Raw genomic sequence first — 18,274 nt, 5'->3', positions numbered from 1 at the left:
AATTCCAAGGTATAAGAAGTCCTAATTCTCTGAATTTTTTGTGCTTGGCATATTATCAAACAGATAACTCGCTTCGCTCAGACAATCTGTTTGATAATATAGCACAAAAATTTCAGAGAAAAGGACTTCTAATACCTTTCCATAGGCGCATTCATTCTTTCTGCTTTACGCTCTTCGCCTGAATTAATAAGACATTTGATCTTTAATTATTTTTTTAGTAGTTAGTTGAATAGTAGCTTTATAATGGTATTTTAGGTATTTTTATGTATTTTATATAATAGCTTTACTTAATGATATTTTACTTAGTAGCTTTATATTTAATAGTAATATTTTATTTAATAGTGTTTTACTAGCGGCTTTATATTTGATAGTAGGTACTTTATTTAATAATATATTTTGGGTTTCATTTTTTAAGTATTCTATAATAACTACTTTTATACTGCCTTGCAATAATAAAAAACCGGAAAACTCTGCACTTATTTCAGGAGTTTTCCGGTTTTTTGTGTATATATATTCGCTTATTTTGTGTATTCCTTACTTTTATGAATTATGAGACTGCCACATTATTCTTAGTTTTATATGAGCATAAAAGAACTAGATGTTTTTAGCCTCTCTTCATTAGAATTCGCCTGGATAACGATTAGTACTGTATTGCATAGATATTGATTAATAACAGTGCCTGATATTTACGCTGAGGCAAAGGCGGAGGAATGGGGATTTGCGGTCTCAGTATCAGGTATGCTATGCCTGTATACGGCAACGCAGTATCCGTGTAATGTAAATGGCTTCAAAACGTAGTTACTCCGTTGGGCCGCAGCAGCCGCCAAGAGAAGAATCGCTGGGTGTGTAGTTATCAATTTCATTTCTGATTTCATCCAGGTTTATGTTATTTATATCATCTACCACCTTCACGTAACCATGAAGCATACTCATACTGCATTGGAAGGTAAAATCCTCTGTAATGGTTAGCCAGGGGGTCTCCGTCTGCTGTGTGAGATCCAGCTGTCCCTGATATTCAGGAAATACCACCAGATAATTACAGCCGTTCAGCTCTTTTCCGTCAAACTTTATCTTGGCTTCTACGCCTCTTTGTAATACAACTACTGCCGGGGAGTAGCCGTTATTATCTACTGTTACCGTTACTTCCTGTTTATTATCTTCAACCTTGGCAACGGCGATATCATCCGTAGGAATCTTTCCATCTTCAAAGCCCTCCGGCGGTGCCTGACAACAGCCGCTTAAGGCTCCGGAGGTGTTATTCCCGATTAGCCCGCTGCTTGTTGAACCACTGCTGCCTCCCGCTCCATTGTCACTGTCTCCTGAAGCTGTATCCTGGCCGGCAGTATCATCTGCCGCTGTAACAGCTGTCTTATCTTTTATGTCATCAACTACTCTTATGCTTGAACGAATCATTCCCATCCAGCAGGAATAAGCTACTGTCCCACTCTTATCCGGGGTAAACTCTACCAGGTTATCTCCTTCTGTAAGGGTCACTTCTATGTTATAGGCAGGTATGATAATCGTCTCATTACAACCGTTAATATCCTTTTTTTCTGCCTGTATGGTCCATTTAACAGGAATACCTTTCTGCACTACAATGGGTTCGTAACCACCTGGCTGTAATTTGGTCGTGACGGACTGCACCTCTGCCTCTACCTTTGCTGTGTTACCTGCCTCCTGTGTGCCGGATGCACGGACCAGATCGATTCCTGATAAGCTCAGCCCCCTGTTTAACATAATAACTCCTAATGCCATTACCAGAGCCGCGCTGACCTTCATCATTTTCTTTGTGTATTTACTGTTTAAGATACCTGCAACGGCACCAAAGCCAAACATCAGAGGTACCGTTCCCAGGCTGAATAAGAACATGGATAAGGCTCCTCCAAAAAAACTTCCCGTACCCAGAGCATACAGCTGCATGGACTGTAAAGGACCGCAGGGCATTAGACCATTCAAGAGTCCGATATAAAACGGCCCTCTGCTTTTACCGGAAACCGCTAATTTTCTGCGGAATACCTTTGGCATCCTGGGAACAATTTTTTTCAAGGCAGGAAAGATATTTAGCATATTTAGTCCCATTATTACCATAAAGACTCCGGCAACTACTGCAACTAATCCTCTGGCAGAGCCGGACAGGCTTATGACAGAACCTAAAGCACCTACAATACCTCCAATGAGAGTATAGGATACTACCCTTCCCCCGTTATATAAAATACCCGGCTTAAATTTCGTCAGGCCGGTTCCAGAGCTTTCTCCTCCGCCATAATTCACACATTGGGACAGGTTAATACCTCCGCACATAGCAACGCAATGGAGAGAAGTTATGATACCGATTAAGAATAGCAGACCATATCCCATATTCTGATTTATCTGAGGTACCAGCTGAAATAAGCCTGTATTTTTTTGAAGCATGAAGACTGCAAGAAGAATGATACCAATACCCAACAGCTGGCTTATGCTGGTTTTATCCTCCCTTGCCTTCTTGTTTTCTTTTGTGCCGATATGATAATCCAACTTCTCAATTTCTGCTTCAATGGTTTTCTGACTAATTTTTTTTGGCTGATAGGTAATCAGGGCATTGGCATTTTTATAGCTAACTTTAGCTTTTTCTATTCCCTCTAATTCGTTCAGTCTGTCTTCGATTTTCATTTCGCAGGCACCGCAGGACATGCCTTCAATGGCAAGCACTACCGTTACCCGGTTGCTGTCACCACTACTGCTGTTGCCTGCCTGCGTCGTCTGAACCGCCCTTTTTCCCGCTGGCTTGTTCATAACCTGAAAACCCAGCGCTTCTACTACACCGGCTAGTTCCTCAAGGGATACTTCTTCCACCTTATAAGTAAGATAGACATTGGAGCTGTCTAATAATGCCTTGGCTTGTATGACTCCCTTATGTTTCTTAAGAGATTTTTCAATACGTTTGGCACCGTCTTCCTCTTTCAGACCTTCTACCATAAGTACTCCGTGAATTGTCGTACTCTCCATGTTCTTCCTCCTGTTCTATATCCTACATGAACATTCTTCCTCTATTCTAAATAAAGCTTATGGAGATTATATGGAGATACCATTAATTCATAAACCAATTAAAACCTCCCCAGCTGCCCTGTTGCTTTATCTTTATACTCCTTAAGAATATACAAAAAGGGCTGCTGCCGGCTCTTCTCCTGTTGAAACAAGCTGGTGCATACCCTGTATATTTAATATTCTCATCTTTATAACATACCAAAACTCAATTACTGAGCGATCTGGCAGTGAACCTTCAAATGCAATTTCTAGTTCATGAATTGTATCATGATCTTATGCTGCAGCTCATCTAAATCTTTCGTCAGCAGCTCCTTGCTCTCTTTTTCCTGCACTTTATCGGTCTCTCGTAAGGCCAGCTCCAGATACTTCGTACATTCACTTTTATTTCCTTTCACAAGATATGCCCTGGTTAAAGCCTCATAGGCATATGCTAAAGCAAAGCCCTGAAAGTTATTGCGCTCACAAAGCTGCAACGCTCTCTTCCCGTGATAGATACAAGAATCAAAATTGCCAAGAAGTGCATATACTCTGGACAGCTGCCATTCACCCACATAGACGTTGTGAGGAGTTCCAGCCTGTATCCAGTGATAGAGAGAAGCATGTGCTGTATGCACCATGAGATAATTCTCGTCTTCCGATCTTGCCTCTTTATCCATCAAAGCCCACACCTCATTAAAAAGCTTACCTGCAAGTGCCTTTGTTTCTTCGCTCATACAATGTCCTCCTAAGCCCGTTCTTATCCTGATTCCTATCCTTAATTTTCAAAGCCTTTCTCTGTGTTTCCAGAAAAAACAGGTTACCCTGTGCCCCGAATTCAATTAGAATAACAGCCTGCTGTGCTTTCTTTTCGTGCATCTGATCATAGGAATACTACTAGTCCTATCATATTATGTTATCCACTAACAGTCAATAGTAAGTATGGCATAAAACTAATCTTTTATTATCTTTAAAAGTGTTGCCAGAAACTTATCCGATTCATCATTGTGAAGAATCTGTTTTGCATAGGAAGGGTTATCCGTAATGATATTATCCACTCCAAGTCTTTGCAGCCGTTCTATTTCTTTTCTGGAATTCACCGTCCAGACATGAATCTTCTTACCTCTTTTATGTGCTTCATTTACAATATTTTTTGTAACAAGATTTGCTTTCATACTAAAGAAGTCCACTGCGGTATTATTATACAGGCTCGGATAAAGTCCATAGGTAATATATCCGGTTCTGATTTCTCCCTCTGCCTCCTTAACCTGCTTCAGACAGCGAAGACTGGTGGAGGTAATAATACATTGCAGCTGCATATCATACTCTTTGATTAATTCTACTACTTTTTCTGCAAGCTCTTCCTTATCATTGCGGTATTTTAAATCCAGATTTAACAATACCTTACCTTTGCTTAATTCGAAAAGCTCCCGCACAGTAGGAACAGTGGTACCTGCAAAATCACTGGAAAACCAGCTTCCTGCATCCAGCTGGCTGATTTCCTCATAAGTGGTGTTCCATACATATTTATTCAACCCGGTGGTTCGTTTTAAGCTGGCATCATGCATTAGCACCAGCTCTCCGTCTTCGGTAACTCTGACATCCACCTCAACATAATCAGCCTGCTCTTCTATAGCTTTATCAATGGCAATCAGGGTATTTTCCGGAACAGAATGAGAATAACCTCTGTGGGAAGTTACCTGTATAGCTTCAAGATTCATGTAGTCCAGCGCTGAACCATTACGGACAACCTGGTAAAAATAATAGAAATTAATACAAAACAATGTTACAAGCAGAAAATATACGATTTTTTTATATGGATAGGCTGGCTTAAAAAATTCCTCTGCTTCTGCCTGGCCGTTGATTTTTAACTTTCTGTGGCGATGATAAAGATAGGTTGTAAGTGCCATATTAACCGTTATACTGATAACGAACATAATGAGGGCCAGGTATACACTCATGCTGTCATATACTTCTATAAAAGTAGCTGTTGCCTGTACCTTATCGGCAAACCCTGATACCAGCAGAGTTGTAATCAGCATGGTAAAGGCATAGATGATAAAAAGAAAACCAGTCAGCAGAATATTCCAGCCAATAATATAAAGTAATGCTTTCCTTCTTTCTCTATACGATACATCTTTTCTGGTCACAGTAAGAAGTCCGTTCTTTTTTGCCAATAGGCTATGAAAATAGTATGGTCCCCAAAAATAAAGATAAATCAGCAAAACCACGACTGCAATTCCAAAACCGACAATAAGAAATCTTTCCGGTGCTTCTTCAATATAATACTGAAATATTCGAAACCGCCACATGGAAAACAGGATAAATGGTACGCAGCTTAACACAGACAGTATCCAGGAGGTTAAGATAACTGTACCTTTTCCTATTTTAAGACAATAAAACCAACGGTATATGGTAAGCTTTACTACCATAACGGGATTAAGCTTCTGCTCTCTTTCCGTGGCGGAAAAGAATATGATAAGAAAGATTATATCAAAGGTCAGAAAGAGTCCGATTACAAAAAACAGTACCAAATTTGTACCTATGGTAATGGGGTGCATAAGAAATTTTCCAATATTGCCTGCTGTGATATAACTATAGCCGGTTAGTTTAAGAGCTAAGCCAAATATCTTACTGACAAAGGGAAACAGTAGAAAGTATGCAAAACCCATGATTAAACCTTGTCCAACCACAAGATAGTGTATGTTTCTTGCTATTCTTTTCACTGTTCCGGTATAAATATGGATCACTTTATTTATTTTACTTAGAATTTTCATTTCGCTCATGGTCGTCCCTGCCGTATAAAATCTATTTTTAATTGTATACTCAAGGTTAGTAAAAATCAAGCAATTCAAAAAATGGGCGGCAAAATTTCTTTCGCTCGCCCACCTTTTTGCATATCTATGTCAAGCAGCCAAAAATATAGTGCTTTTCAATGAGGTCAAATAAAGTGTAAGAAGTTTCAGCTGCGAATTTTTTAGATATGTATACCTCTTTTTCCTTTATTCAGAAAAGCACCAGATTTTTCTAATCAGCAAATTTTCAGCACTGATTCAAATTATCCTGTCAGCTGTAACCTGCCATCAGCTATTTTTTATAATATCATTATATTCCAAAGAGCGCTATTGGTTCCTGTCCCGTTCATTTCCTGATGGCAGGAAAAAAGGCTGAACTCCCTTGAAAGAACAGCCTTTTTATACGTTATCTTAAGTTGGAATTGTTATTTCTTTAATAAAGTGAGGGGATCCACGGTATCGTTATCCTTTTCCACCATGAAATAGAGGTTACTTCCTTCAACAGAGTAATACATGGTAGGCTTTGCAACTGTACCAAGTACATCACCCTTGTTTACCACATCGCCAACCTTAAATTTCAGACTGTCTTTTTCCATCTGTCCGTATATCAGACTGTAACCGCTGCCGATATTAACCGTTACGGTAACACCAGTTTCATCAACCTTCTTGATCGAAGTGATAATTCCAGTAGCTGCACTGTTTACCTCTGCGCCTATTTTGGCATCGATAATAAGTGCAGGATTCGTACGGAATTGCTCTAAGGTCTTAAAATAAATTACTTGGTCGGGGCTGTATTTTAACAGCACATCCCCGTTAATGGGCCATGACAGACCTTTTTCCACATCAAAGTATAAGGTCTCCAGAGTCATAACCTGTTTGGTCTCTTCCGTTACAGCTGCTTCCTTCTCAGTATCTTTTTTGGCATCTGCGGTCTGATTTGCTTTATCCGTTTCATTTTTTTCTGCTACGGCATTCGCATAGTTAGGGTCGTCAACGGGGTCATTCTCTAAATAACCATCGTTTCCGCCGGGTTCTGTAGGAACTGCTGCTACATCTTTCCCGTCGTTCGTACTACCAGTCTCGTTTTTGGTAGAGTCCGAAGGGGTTGTGTTAGGGGTTTCTGTAGGTTTAACATCATTATCAGCTACTTCGTTAGGCTCATTCAAATCAGCAAGATACTTCTCTTCCTTGTTGCTTGAAGGCTGATTCAGAGTGACTACGGTTATAGCAATGATAGCTAATGCACCGATACCCAATAACACATAAAAGCTTTTGCTCTTTAGAAATTCAGCTAAGCTATGTTTTTTCATTATCATCACCTCTAGATATATTTTCACCAGAAATGATTATTTTATTCATGCTCTAAAATGCAGTTATAACATAATTTAACTGAAAGTTTTATTTCCTTACCTTTGTAAGGTGCCATATATCTCTAACATATTCTTCTATGGTTCGGTCAGAAGAGAATTTACCGCTTTTTGCAGTATTTAAGATAGCCGCCTTTGCCCAGCCTTCTCTGTTTCTGTATGCTTCCTCCACTTTCTGCTGGGCTTCTTCGTATGATCTGAAATCCTTTAGGATAAAGTATCTGTCTGCCGGTTCTCCGCCTTTACCTGCCAGAAGTGATTCATACAAAGAAGAAAATAAAGCCTTATCCGTTTCACTGTAGGTGCCGTCTACCAGCTGATCCACCGTTCTCTTTAATTCCCTGTCAGTATTATATACTTCTCTTGGGTTATAGCCGCCGTGCTGCTCATATTCAATAACCTCACCGGAATGAAGCCCGAAGAGAAATACATTCTCTTCGCCTACTTCCTCTACGATCTCCACATTTGCACCATCAAGGGTCCCAAGAGTCAGCGCACCATTTAACATAAACTTCATATTGCCAGTACCGGAAGCTTCCTTGCTGGCAGTTGATATCTGCTCTGAAACATCTGCTGCCGAAAAAATTATCTCTGCATTGGACACACGATAGTTCTCGAGAAATACGACTTTTATCTTATCTTCGATTGTTTCGTCTTTGTTAATTACTTCAGCAACATTATTAATAAGCTTTATGATAGCTTTTGCTCTTTCATACCCTGCCGATGCCTTTGCACCAAAGATAAAGGTTCTTGGGTAGAATTCCATATCAGGATTCTCCTTAAGCTTATTATAAAGGTACATGACATGAAGGATATTAAGGAGCTGTCTCTTGTATTCGTGAAGCCTTTTCACCTGTACATCAAAGATGGAATCAGGATTTACGGTTATACCGTTATGCTCTTTTATATAAGCCGCCAGCCTTATCTTGTTGCGGTGTTTTATCTCCATGAACTCTTTCTGGCATAGGGGGTCTGCCGCCAGTGCCGTAAGTTTATCCATTTGCGCCAGATCAGTAATCCAGCCATCGCCAATTTTACCGGTTACCCAGGAAGCCAGTAGTGGATTTCCGTGAAGCAGGAATCTTCTCTGGGTAATTCCATTGGTTTTGTTATTGAATTTCCAGGGATAGAGTTCATAAAAATCCTTCAATTCCTGATTCTTAAGAATCTCCGTATGAAGCTTAGCAACTCCGTTAACAGAAAAGCTTCCTACTATTGCAAGATTTGCCATTCTTACCTGGCCATCGTATAAAATGGCCATTTTTTCAATCTTCTTAGCTTCTGAAGGGTATTTCTCCAGCACTACCAGCAGGAATCTGCGATTAATCTCCTCTACTATCTGATAGATTCTTGGAAGCAGTCTCTTAAACAGCTCAATAGGCCATTTCTCCAAAGCCTCTGACATAATGGTATGATTGGTATAGGCACAGGTCCTGGTGGTAATATCCCAGGCCTCCTCCCAGCTCAAGTAATAATCATCCAAAAGGATTCTCATGAGTTCCGCTACAGTAACCGTAGGGTGGGTATCATTCAGCTGAAAGGTTACCTTTTCAGAAAGCTCTCTGATATTCTCATGTCTTTCCATATACTTGCTGACTGCTCTCTGGATGCTGGCTGATACAAAGAAATACTGCTGTTTCAGACGCAGTTCCTTTCCGGCAATGTGATTGTCATTGGGGTAGAGGACTTCACATATGGTTCTTGCCAGATTCTGCTGCTCTACTGCCTTTTGGTAGTCTCCTTTATCAAAGGAATCCAGATTAAAGGTATCAATGGCCTCTGCATCCCAGATACGCAGCGTATTCACCACATGATTTCCATACCCCAGTATGGGCATATCATAAGGAATAGCTCTTACAGACTGGTAATTCTCCTGGATAAATCGATCATTTCCGTACTCATCCCGTATCATCCTGACATAACCACCGAACTTTACCGTAGTAGCATATTCACTTCTCTTTATTTCAAAGGGGTTACCATTCTTAAGCCAGTTATCCGGTACTTCTACCTGATAGCCATTTTCTATCTTTTGCTCAAACATTCCGTATTTATAACGAATACCGCAGCCATAAGCGGGATAACCAAGTGTGGATAAAGAGTCCAAAAAACAAGCTGCCAGTCTTCCAAGACCACCATTTCCAAGAGCAGCATCAGGCTCTTCCTCTTCAATGGTCTCCAGGTCACACTCCATCTCCTCAAGCGCCTCTCGGATGACAGAATCCGCTTTCAAATTTGTTATCATATTTCCCAATGCTCTTCCCACCAGGAATTCCATGGAAAGATAATAAACAGTCTTTAAATCCTGCTCCTCATAAGCCTTGTGCGCTTCCAGCCAGTCATCTATTATCATATTCTTGACAGTATAGGCAACACCCTGATAAATCTGCTGCCTGGTGGCATCTTTAATGGGCTTTCGGAAGAAAACACCGATATATTCCTCCACATTTTTCTGAAACTCTTTTTTATCAAATTCCTGCATATTGCCTCCTATCTGTTACACCTGTTTTACTGGTGAAACCGGGAATGGACCCTTTCTCCTTCGTATTGTATCAACTCGTGAATATATAAGTTCAGCTGAAATTACATATTTTGACCAATTGTCAATCTCCCACAAAGAAGGAGTTCCATAAGAATAAATGTAAGTTCAGCCGGATTAGATATTCACATTATATATTATGCATTACCATGTACACAAGGGAAAACTTTTATAGAAATTTCCAATAAATTAATCTGTATGTATTGTAACCATATTATTTTCTTAAATACTTAAATTGCTTTATTTGATTGTTTCATATCTAACACAAAACACATTTTTTCTTATCTGCGGAAACCGCCTGCTCAATGGGTAGTAATATTTTACTAGAAAAAACACGGGACTTAATAGGAATATATGTGTTATACTGGAGGGGCGTATAGTCAGCTTTAGTCAGAATAAAAGGAAGGATGGGTTAACCATGGAAGAAAATTATCTAAAGAAGGTCATTAAAAAAAGTGGGGTAAATACCCTTGTAATTATTATAGCTTGTATTGCTATATTTGCCTTCGGGTTTTTCAGCTTTAAGGATAAGATCAGTACCTTATTTACCACTCTGGAAACCGGAACAAACGTTGAAAGTATACAGAAGTTATATGAAGATAAAAAAGCATACATTCAATTAAAGGATGCAGATATTTATTTTCTGGATTATGCAATTTACACCTATAACACTGTAAATGGTGTTAAGACCGGTGAAGAGAAGCTGGATCAGGTGTATGGTATGATCGCTTATGATGACGGCTATATCCTTGCACTGCTCCCAAAAGAGTACCTGGATATGACCGATGAAGAATTAAGTTCCGTTAATACGGTAGCTTTGCTTGAGGGCCTTGAGAATGCTGATTTCAGTGACACCGATGACTATCATAAGGATGCTTATGATGAGCTTATCAATACCATAAGTGAATCTTTTGGTGAAGAGGCTTCTTTTGTAAAAGATTATGTTCCTGAAATCTGTATTACAATAACAGATAGTGGCCGCACGAACGATCAAATGATCTTTGGTGGAATCACAATCTTGTTCCTGGTATCACTTGGAATATTGATTCGTAATATACTGGTTAAGAATAATTACAAATCCTCTAAATTCTATAAGTCACTCAATAAAATGGGAGATGCAGAATCCATAGAACATGCGCTGGAGCAATCCATTGTAAAAGGTACATATCTCTATAAGAGTGATGAAAAGTCATATGCATACGCAGGCCTTATTACACCTGAATATGTACTTGGTAAAAATAATACGGCTCTGACTCTTTCCTCTACAAAGGATATGATTTGGGCCCACTTAAAAGTAACCAAACATAAGTATTATTTTATCACCACAGGCAAATCCTATCAGGTGGTTATGTATTTTAAGAATAGCAAGACACCTGCAACCATTAATTTTAAGAAAGAAGACGAAGCAACCTCCGTTATACAGACCTTAGCGGAGAAACTTTCTGTGATTGCAGGATATTCTGATGAACTTATGAAAATGTTCAATAAGGATTATCAGGGCTTCCTGAGAATGGCTGAAGAGCACAAAGAAAGCGCTTCTGCTGAAACTGAAACAACAAATGAGACATATGAGTAAAGCATACGCAAAGTAAGAAAAGGATGGCTGGAATCGATTATTTCCAGCCGTCCTTTTCTAATGTATTGATTTATTTTTCCGGATGCATTATCTCAATGGTTGAAATGTTTACTTTTTGACAACTCCAAGCACCACATTCTCTCCGTTGATACTCCATTCTTTGGTAAAGCCTTTTACTTCACCCAGAATAATTTCTTTTGCAAGGACTTCCGCTTTGATTTCTTCGATATTTCTTTCGAAGATTCCCTTAATAACGTCATTCCCTTCCTGGTATACTTCAATGTGATCCATCACTTCAAAACCGGCATCTTTTCTCATAGTCTGGATCTTACTGATGATTTCCCTTACGAAACCTTCCTCAATAAGTTCAGGTGAAAGGCTTGTTTCCAGCACTACTGTTATCCCTTTATCGGAATCCGATACAAATCCTTCGGTCTGTGCTGCCTCAATGAGAAGATCTTCTTTCTCAAGTACTGCCTCTGCACCTTCCAAGGTAATCTTAAGTTTTCCGGTAGCATTTAGTTCATCCATTGCTGCATTGCCATTCAATCCAGACAGCAGGGTTCTGATTGCACCAATCTGCTTACCGAATTTCGGTCCTAAAGTCTTTAGCTGAGGTTTAAAGCTATAGGAAGTGAAGTTCCTAACATCCCCGGTAAATACGACCTGTTTTACATTTAACTCTTCTTCTATGATTTCCAGATAGAAAGGTGTAAGCGTATAGTCAGCTTTTACATACATGGTACCAATGGGCTGTCTGTTTTTGATATTTGCAGTGTTACGGCAGGCACGACCAAGAACTACAATATCAAGAACTGCTTCCATGTTCTTTTCAAGGTCTTTGTCTATATACTCCTCCACAAAGCCCGGGAATTCACAAAGGTGAATGCTCTCTGGTGCAGATTCGTCAAGCTTAACTACCAGGTTGCGGTAGATATCTTCTGTCATATAGGGAATGAAAGGAGCAGATACCTTCGCCAGAGTAACCAGTGTGGTATACAGCGTCATGTAAGCATTGATCTTATCCTGCTCCATTCCCTTAGCCCAGAAGCGTTCTCTGCTTCTTCTTACATACCAGTTGCTCATCTCATCCACGAAACTGTCTAAGAGTCTTGCCGCCTCTGTTATACGGTAGTTCTCCAGATGATTGTCAACGGTCTTAACCAAAGTGTTTAATTTGGATAAGAGCCATTTGTCCATAACAGAGAGCTTATCGTAATCCAGGGTATATTTCGTTGCATCAAATTCATCGATATTAGCATACAGAACAAAGAAAGCATAGGTATTCCAGAAGGTTCCCATGAATTTTCTCTGCCCCTCCGTAACCGCACTGCTATGGAAACGGTTAGGCAGCCATAAGGCACTGTTGATATAGAAATACCAGCGTACTGCATCTGCTCCATGTTCTGAAAGCGTATCAAAAGGATCCACTGCATTTCCCTTGGACTTAGACATCTTCTGACCGTTCTCATCCTGTACATGTCCTAAAACAATTACATTCTTATAAGGAGATTTTTCAAATATAAGTGTTGAAATGGCAAGGAGGGAATAGAACCAGCCTCTGGTCTGATCCACCGCCTCACTGATAAAGTCTGCGGGGAAGTTCTTATCAAACATCTCCTTATTCTCAAAAGGATAATGCCATTGGGCAAAAGGCATGGCACCTGAATCGAACCAGCAGTCGATAACGGGTTTCACACGTTTCATTTCTTTTCCGCACTCCGGACACTTAATGGTTACGGCATCAATAAATGGTCTGTGAAGCTCGATATTATCCGGGCAGTTATCTGACATGGATTTCAGCTCTTCAATACTTCCGATAGCATGACGGTGTCCGTCTTCGCACTCCCAGATATTAAGAGGTGTACCCCAATAACGGTCACGGCTGATTCCCCAGTCCTGAACATTCTTGATCCAATCGCCGAATCTTCCCTGTCCGATACTCTCAGGCATCCAGTTTATTGTGTTGTTATTGGCTACTAACTGATCTTTTACCTCCGTCATCTTGATAAACCAGGAATCTCTTGCATAATAGATAAGAGGTGTATCACAACGCCAGCAGTGAGGGTAGCTGTGCTCAAATTTTAAAGTCTTGAATAAAAGGTTTTTAGAGGCTAAGAGTTTGATGATTCCCTCATCTGCATTTTTGCAGAAAACCCCTGCAAAGTCTGTAACCTCAGGTTTCATCTCACCTTTACCGTCAACTAACTGTACAAAAGGCAGATCATATCTGCGACCTACATTGGCATCGTCTTCACCGAAAGCAGGTGCGATATGAACGACACCGGTACCGTCTGATAAAGTAACATAAGTATCACAGGTAACGAAATAGGCTTTCTTATCCGGCTCCACATAATCGAATAAAGGTTCATACTCTTTATATTCAAGGTCTGTTCCTACATAGGTTTCTTCAATGGTATATTTTCCGTCAATTACAGAAAGCAGGGCTTCCGCAAGGATATATTTCTCTGTTCTTACAGAAGTCTTATCTTCACTGTCCTCTTTGATAATATCACCTTTGGCGTTTATCTGAACTGCGGCTTTTACGTAAGTCTCAACAGGATTTACGCAGAGCGCAACGTTTGAGGGCAGGGTCCAGGGGGTGGTGGTCCAGGCAAGGATATATTCATTTTCTGTTCCTTTCACCTTGAACTTAGCGATAGCGGATTTCTCTTTTACATCTTTGTAACCCATTGCCACTTCGTTACTGGAGAGAGGAGTTCCACATCTTGGGCAGTAAGGTACGATTTTAAAGCCTTTGTATAACAGGCCTTTCTCCCAGATCTGTTTTAATGCCCACCATTCAGACTCAATAAAATTATTGTCATAGGTAACATAGGGCTCCTCCATGTCAACCCAGTAACCAACGGTCTCAGAGAAATCCTCCCACATTCCTTTGTATTTCCATACACTTTCCTTGCATTCGTGAATAAAGGGATCCAGACCATATTCTTCTATCTGCTCTTTCCCGTCAAGACCCAGTTTCTTCTCAACCTCTAACTCCACTGGAAGACCATGGGTATCCCAGCCGGCTTTCCTTAGTACATTGTAGCCTTTCATGGTACGGTATCTGGGTATGATATCCTTAATAACCCTGGTCAGCACGTGGCCGATGTGGGGTTTTCCATTGGCAGTGGGCGGTCCGTCATAAAAGGTATAGGGCTTTCCGTTTTTTCTTTCTTCAATGGTCTTTTCAAATACTTTTTCATTTTTCCAGAATTTCAGTACTTCTTTTTCACGCTCTACAAAGTTCAGATTCGTAGACACCTTATCATACATGTGATATCCTCCTTACTTATCTAACGCCTGTATAACAGACATATAACCTATCATTTTACACTCATGAAGATTTCCTTTGAAACCGCCCGCAAATCTTATATGCATCAGGAAATCGTATCCGTTAACCAGGATATTATTTCCTGCTATATAAAAAGCCCTCATCCATAAACAGGATGAGAGCATTTGGGCTTCATTATACCACCTATTTACATACGTTTCCTCTTAAAGCATTTCCAGAAAAGGAACATGATATGCTATCTGTATAACGGCAGATACCGGCTCAGCTTACGAACCTGAAAGGTCTTCAGCTTGCAACTTGGGAGTGATTTTCGAAAATCCGCTACTGGTACCGGGCTTACACTCTCCCCGGCTCGCTTTAACGTTTGCCTGACTTCTACTCTCTCCGTCACAGTTTTTGAGTATTTATATAATTTATCTAATTTATAATGATAGTATAAAAGTTTTTAATTGTCAATTCCTTTTTTATCAGCACCTACCCTAAGTAAAGAAAGGGTGGCCGTTATACTCTCTAACTGTTCTCCCTATAGCAGCAAATACAAACAGGACTGTTTCCTGTTTGTCACAGCAGGAAACAGTCCTATTCTATTAATATACTTCATTTCATCCCTTTTCTATGTAAAATCAGGGTATTATTTCTGTTCCATCCTCTGTGCCGGGTTCCTGGGTAGGTGTTATTACTTCTCCCGTAGGTGTCACCGTTACAGTATCAGTGGGCGTAATCTCCGGTGTTACCGTCACTTCCTCCGTCGGTTCCGGCGTCTGGGTCGGTTCCTTTGTTGGTTTCGCCGGCTTCTTGGTAGGTGTTGGTGTCGGTTCCGGTGTATCTGTGGGCTCCTCTGTTGGTGTCGGTGTCTGAGTAGGAGTCGGTGTCGGCTTCTTGGTAGGGATTCTGGTAGGAACCTTCACATCATCCGGGTTAATACCGTATTCCTCCAAATTATCATAACTTATAGCCTGACTGTAATCTTCACTTGGCGTAAATTTGTAATACTCCTCCAGACACATATTTTTCTCGTAAAGGTATTTCGCCAAAGCTTTTCCCACATAACGTATATGCCAGGGTTCAAAGGAATAACCGGTCATGGCAGTCTTATCATCGGGATAACGTATGATAAAGCCATAAAGATGGGCATTTGCCTTTAGCCATTCATATTCCGGAGTCTCTCCAAAGGAGGCATCCAGTCTGTAGTTTACAGACTTGGTTGAAATATCTATTGCAAGTCCGGTCTGGTGCTCACTGTAACCTGGTATGGCAGAGTATTTGGTGGTATGATCCATCCCCTGGGTCTTAACGTTATTGGTAAAGATCTGGTATTGCCTGTCATAAGAGCGGTAGGCAGATACCCCGCAAAGGATATAACCCTTGTCCTCTGCGCCGTCAAAGAGCTTCTTTAAAGCCTCTCCGGCCTCTTTCCTCATAAGCTTCTTCTCGTCATAATAGGTTATGGAAAAGTCCACATCAGGTACTGAAAGATCTGAGGGAATATAATCAGACGGTAACCTGAGCTCCTTATTTACTATAACCGTTATACTCTCTGGTGTCGTATCCAGTGTTACATTATCGTTGTTTGTGATTTCCTCTTCAAAATCGCCTGTATCCACGGATGCTTCCTCCCCTGGTACACTGTTATTATGATCTTCGTCCTCAGAAGCCTCCTCCTGATAGGACGGGTTGTTATAAAACTGGCTGGAGGCAGTGGATTCACTGGCACCTAATAATTGTTTTAAGGAAAAATAACCCATGCTGCCAACTACAACCATTGGCAGTCCCACAAGTAAAATTCTTCTTATTAATTTCATTCTTCTGGCTTTTTTCCTTCTGTTTTGCATACTCTCTCCGTACTGTACTTCCTAAAGGAGATTTAGACTCCTTAATTATTGCCTGTTATATTGATACTGTCTAAAAGCGAATGCTTTAACTGGTATAAATCATTGGATAAATCGATGTAAACTTCATGAGGATTAATTAGTCTTCTGGTCTCGTCCCATAGAGTATTAAGCTCCTTCTGGCAGTAAGCCCTGATGTCCATAACACTTGGTGATTCATATACACATTTTCCATCTTTAAATACCGGTACCAGCAGCTCTCTTAAAGTATAACTGCCACCTTTTAGATATGTCTTTTTCCAGGTAGCCATTGGATCAAAAAGCTTTAATGGATATTCTTCTTTGTAAACTTCATCAGCCATGGCAATTAAATCTGCTTTGATCTTACCGTTTTCTTTGTCATAAACTCGATATATGGTTTTATTGCCGGGATTTGTTATCTTCCATTGATTTTCCGACAATTTAATCTTTGGTATAAATTTATCCCCCTTCTTAATGGCAGCAAGTTTATACACACCGCCGAAAGCAGGACAATCCTTTGAGGTAATCAGGTTAGTACCTACACCCCAGGAATTAATGGCAGCTCCCTGGGTCTTAAGGGAATCAATCAGGTATTCATCCAAATCACTGGAGGCAACAATAACAGCATCCTGAAAGCCTTCCTCATTTAACATCTTTCTGGCCTTTTTGGACAGATAAGCTAAGTCACCGCTGTCTAAGCGGATGCCGTACTTCTCAGGCATAATACCGGCTTCCCTTAATTCCTTAAAGACCTGTATGGCATTTGGCATTCCTGATCTCAAGGTATCATAGGTATCTACCAGAAGTGTTGTGTTCTGCGGATAAAGCTTGGCATATTCACGAAAAGCAGATATTTCATCCTCAAAGCTCATAATCCAGCTATGGGCATGGGTTCCAAGAGCAGGCACATCGAACATCCTGGCCGTCAGTACATTACTGGTGCCGACACATCCGCCGATTACTGCGGCTCTTGCTCCATAGACTCCCGCATCAGGTCCCTGGGCTCTTCTTAAGCCGAATTCCATCACGGGTTCACCCTTGGCAGCATAACAGACCCTGGAAGCCTTGGTAGCTATAAGGCTTTGATGGTTTACAATGTTTAGTATGGCAGTCTCAATTAATTGAGCCTCCATTATTGGTGCAATTATCTTAAGCAAAGGTTCCATTGGGAATACTACGGTACCTTCTTCAACAGCATAGATATCTCCGGTAAAACGAAAACCTCTCAGATACTCCAGGAAATCCTCCCCAAACATATTAAGGCTTCTTAAATATACGATATCTTCGTCGGTAAAACAGATGTTATTAATATAATCAATAACCTGCTCCAGTCCGGCACAAACTGCATATCCGCTGCCGGAGGGATTGTTTCGGTAGAATACATCAAATATAACTGTTTCGTTGGCTCCGTTCTTGTAGTACCCCTGCATCATGGTCAGCTCATAAAAGTCAGTAAGCAGGGTAAGGTTCTCTTTTCCCATTATTCCTTCTTTCTGGATAATCCAAACATTATGAAACACATTTCCCTCCCACACCGATATGTTCAAGGCAGAAACATCGGCAGGAAGGAAAGTGCTTTTCTTTTCACTCTATTATCCTGGTGCACTTATTTTGTCTGTATAAACTGTTAGATAAACTGTTAGTCCTGAACCCGAATCATAATAGTGCTCGTGAACAGGTTGCTCTGGCAGGGAATCTGTTGTAAACTCAAAATTCCCCGTACGTTTTCATTATATCACATTATTTCCAGAGTACAAGAAATAGCAGGATTTTTAATAATACTTAAGGATTTTGTAAGTTCTCATAAAAGATGCGCATAAAAATAAAAAATATGTTATAATACCAGTAATGA

9 protein-coding genes are annotated in these 18,274 nt (G+C 40.4%); 1 reads left to right on the top strand and 8 read right to left on the bottom strand.

Annotation, left to right across the window (positions count from 1 at the left end; genetic code table 11):
* Positions 1 to 798: 798 nt before the first annotated feature.
* From R2R35_RS12870 to R2R35_RS12850, 5 genes are all read right to left on the bottom strand, one after another.
* Positions 799 to 2,985 carry an urease accessory protein UreH domain-containing protein gene (locus tag R2R35_RS12870; RefSeq protein WP_317730217.1) on the bottom strand — a complete coding sequence of 729 codons (2,187 nt, stop codon included), beginning with the start codon at positions 2,983 to 2,985 and terminating at the stop codon, positions 799 to 801.
* Between the two features lie 287 nt (positions 2,986 to 3,272).
* The gene (locus tag R2R35_RS12865) at positions 3,273 to 3,737 is read right to left on the bottom strand and encodes a hypothetical protein (protein WP_317730216.1); all 465 of its coding nucleotides are present in this window, start codon (positions 3,735 to 3,737) and stop codon (positions 3,273 to 3,275) included.
* Between the two features lie 216 nt (positions 3,738 to 3,953).
* Positions 3,954 to 5,786 (bottom strand): glycerophosphodiester phosphodiesterase family protein, encoded by a 1,833-nt coding sequence (locus R2R35_RS12860; protein ID WP_317730214.1) that lies wholly within the window; start codon positions 5,784 to 5,786, stop codon positions 3,954 to 3,956.
* A gap of 434 nt (positions 5,787 to 6,220) precedes the next feature.
* Entirely contained in the window at positions 6,221 to 7,105 is an 885-nt protein-coding gene (locus R2R35_RS12855) for a peptidoglycan DD-metalloendopeptidase family protein (RefSeq protein WP_317730213.1), read from the bottom strand.
* 88 nt (positions 7,106 to 7,193) lie between these two features.
* Positions 7,194 to 9,641, bottom strand: coding sequence for a glycogen/starch/alpha-glucan phosphorylase (locus R2R35_RS12850; RefSeq protein ID WP_317730212.1), 2,448 nt, complete (start codon positions 9,639 to 9,641; stop codon positions 7,194 to 7,196).
* Between the two features lie 475 nt (positions 9,642 to 10,116).
* On the opposite strand from R2R35_RS12850, the gene R2R35_RS12845 reads away from it, so the two are divergent.
* Complete coding sequence (locus tag R2R35_RS12845) at positions 10,117 to 11,274, top strand: DUF6709 family protein (protein ID WP_317730211.1); 1,158 nt, start codon at positions 10,117 to 10,119, stop codon at positions 11,272 to 11,274.
* 108 nt (positions 11,275 to 11,382) lie between these two features.
* On the opposite strand, the gene ileS is transcribed toward R2R35_RS12845, so the two are convergent.
* The 3 genes from ileS to R2R35_RS12830 all read right to left on the bottom strand — a co-directional run bounded on the left by ileS (position 11,383) and on the right by R2R35_RS12830 (position 17,903).
* On the bottom strand, positions 11,383 to 14,553 hold the full coding sequence (gene ileS, locus R2R35_RS12840) for an isoleucine--tRNA ligase (RefSeq protein WP_317730210.1): 3,171 nt from the start codon (positions 14,551 to 14,553) through the stop codon (positions 11,383 to 11,385).
* Positions 14,554 to 15,195: 642 nt separating this feature from the next.
* Complete coding sequence (locus R2R35_RS12835; protein ID WP_317730209.1) at positions 15,196 to 16,404, bottom strand: M15 family metallopeptidase; 1,209 nt, start codon at positions 16,402 to 16,404, stop codon at positions 15,196 to 15,198.
* A gap of 41 nt (positions 16,405 to 16,445) precedes the next feature.
* Positions 16,446 to 17,903 carry a nicotinate phosphoribosyltransferase gene (locus R2R35_RS12830; protein ID WP_317734792.1) on the bottom strand — a complete coding sequence of 486 codons (1,458 nt, stop codon included), beginning with the start codon at positions 17,901 to 17,903 and terminating at the stop codon, positions 16,446 to 16,448.
* Positions 17,904 to 18,274 lie beyond the last annotated feature (371 nt).

Origin of the sequence: Anaerocolumna sp. AGMB13020 (assembly GCF_033100115.1) — a bacterium.
GTDB lineage: Bacteria > Bacillota > Clostridia > Lachnospirales > Lachnospiraceae > Anaerocolumna.
This window is presented reverse-complemented; position numbering and strand designations above follow the sequence as displayed.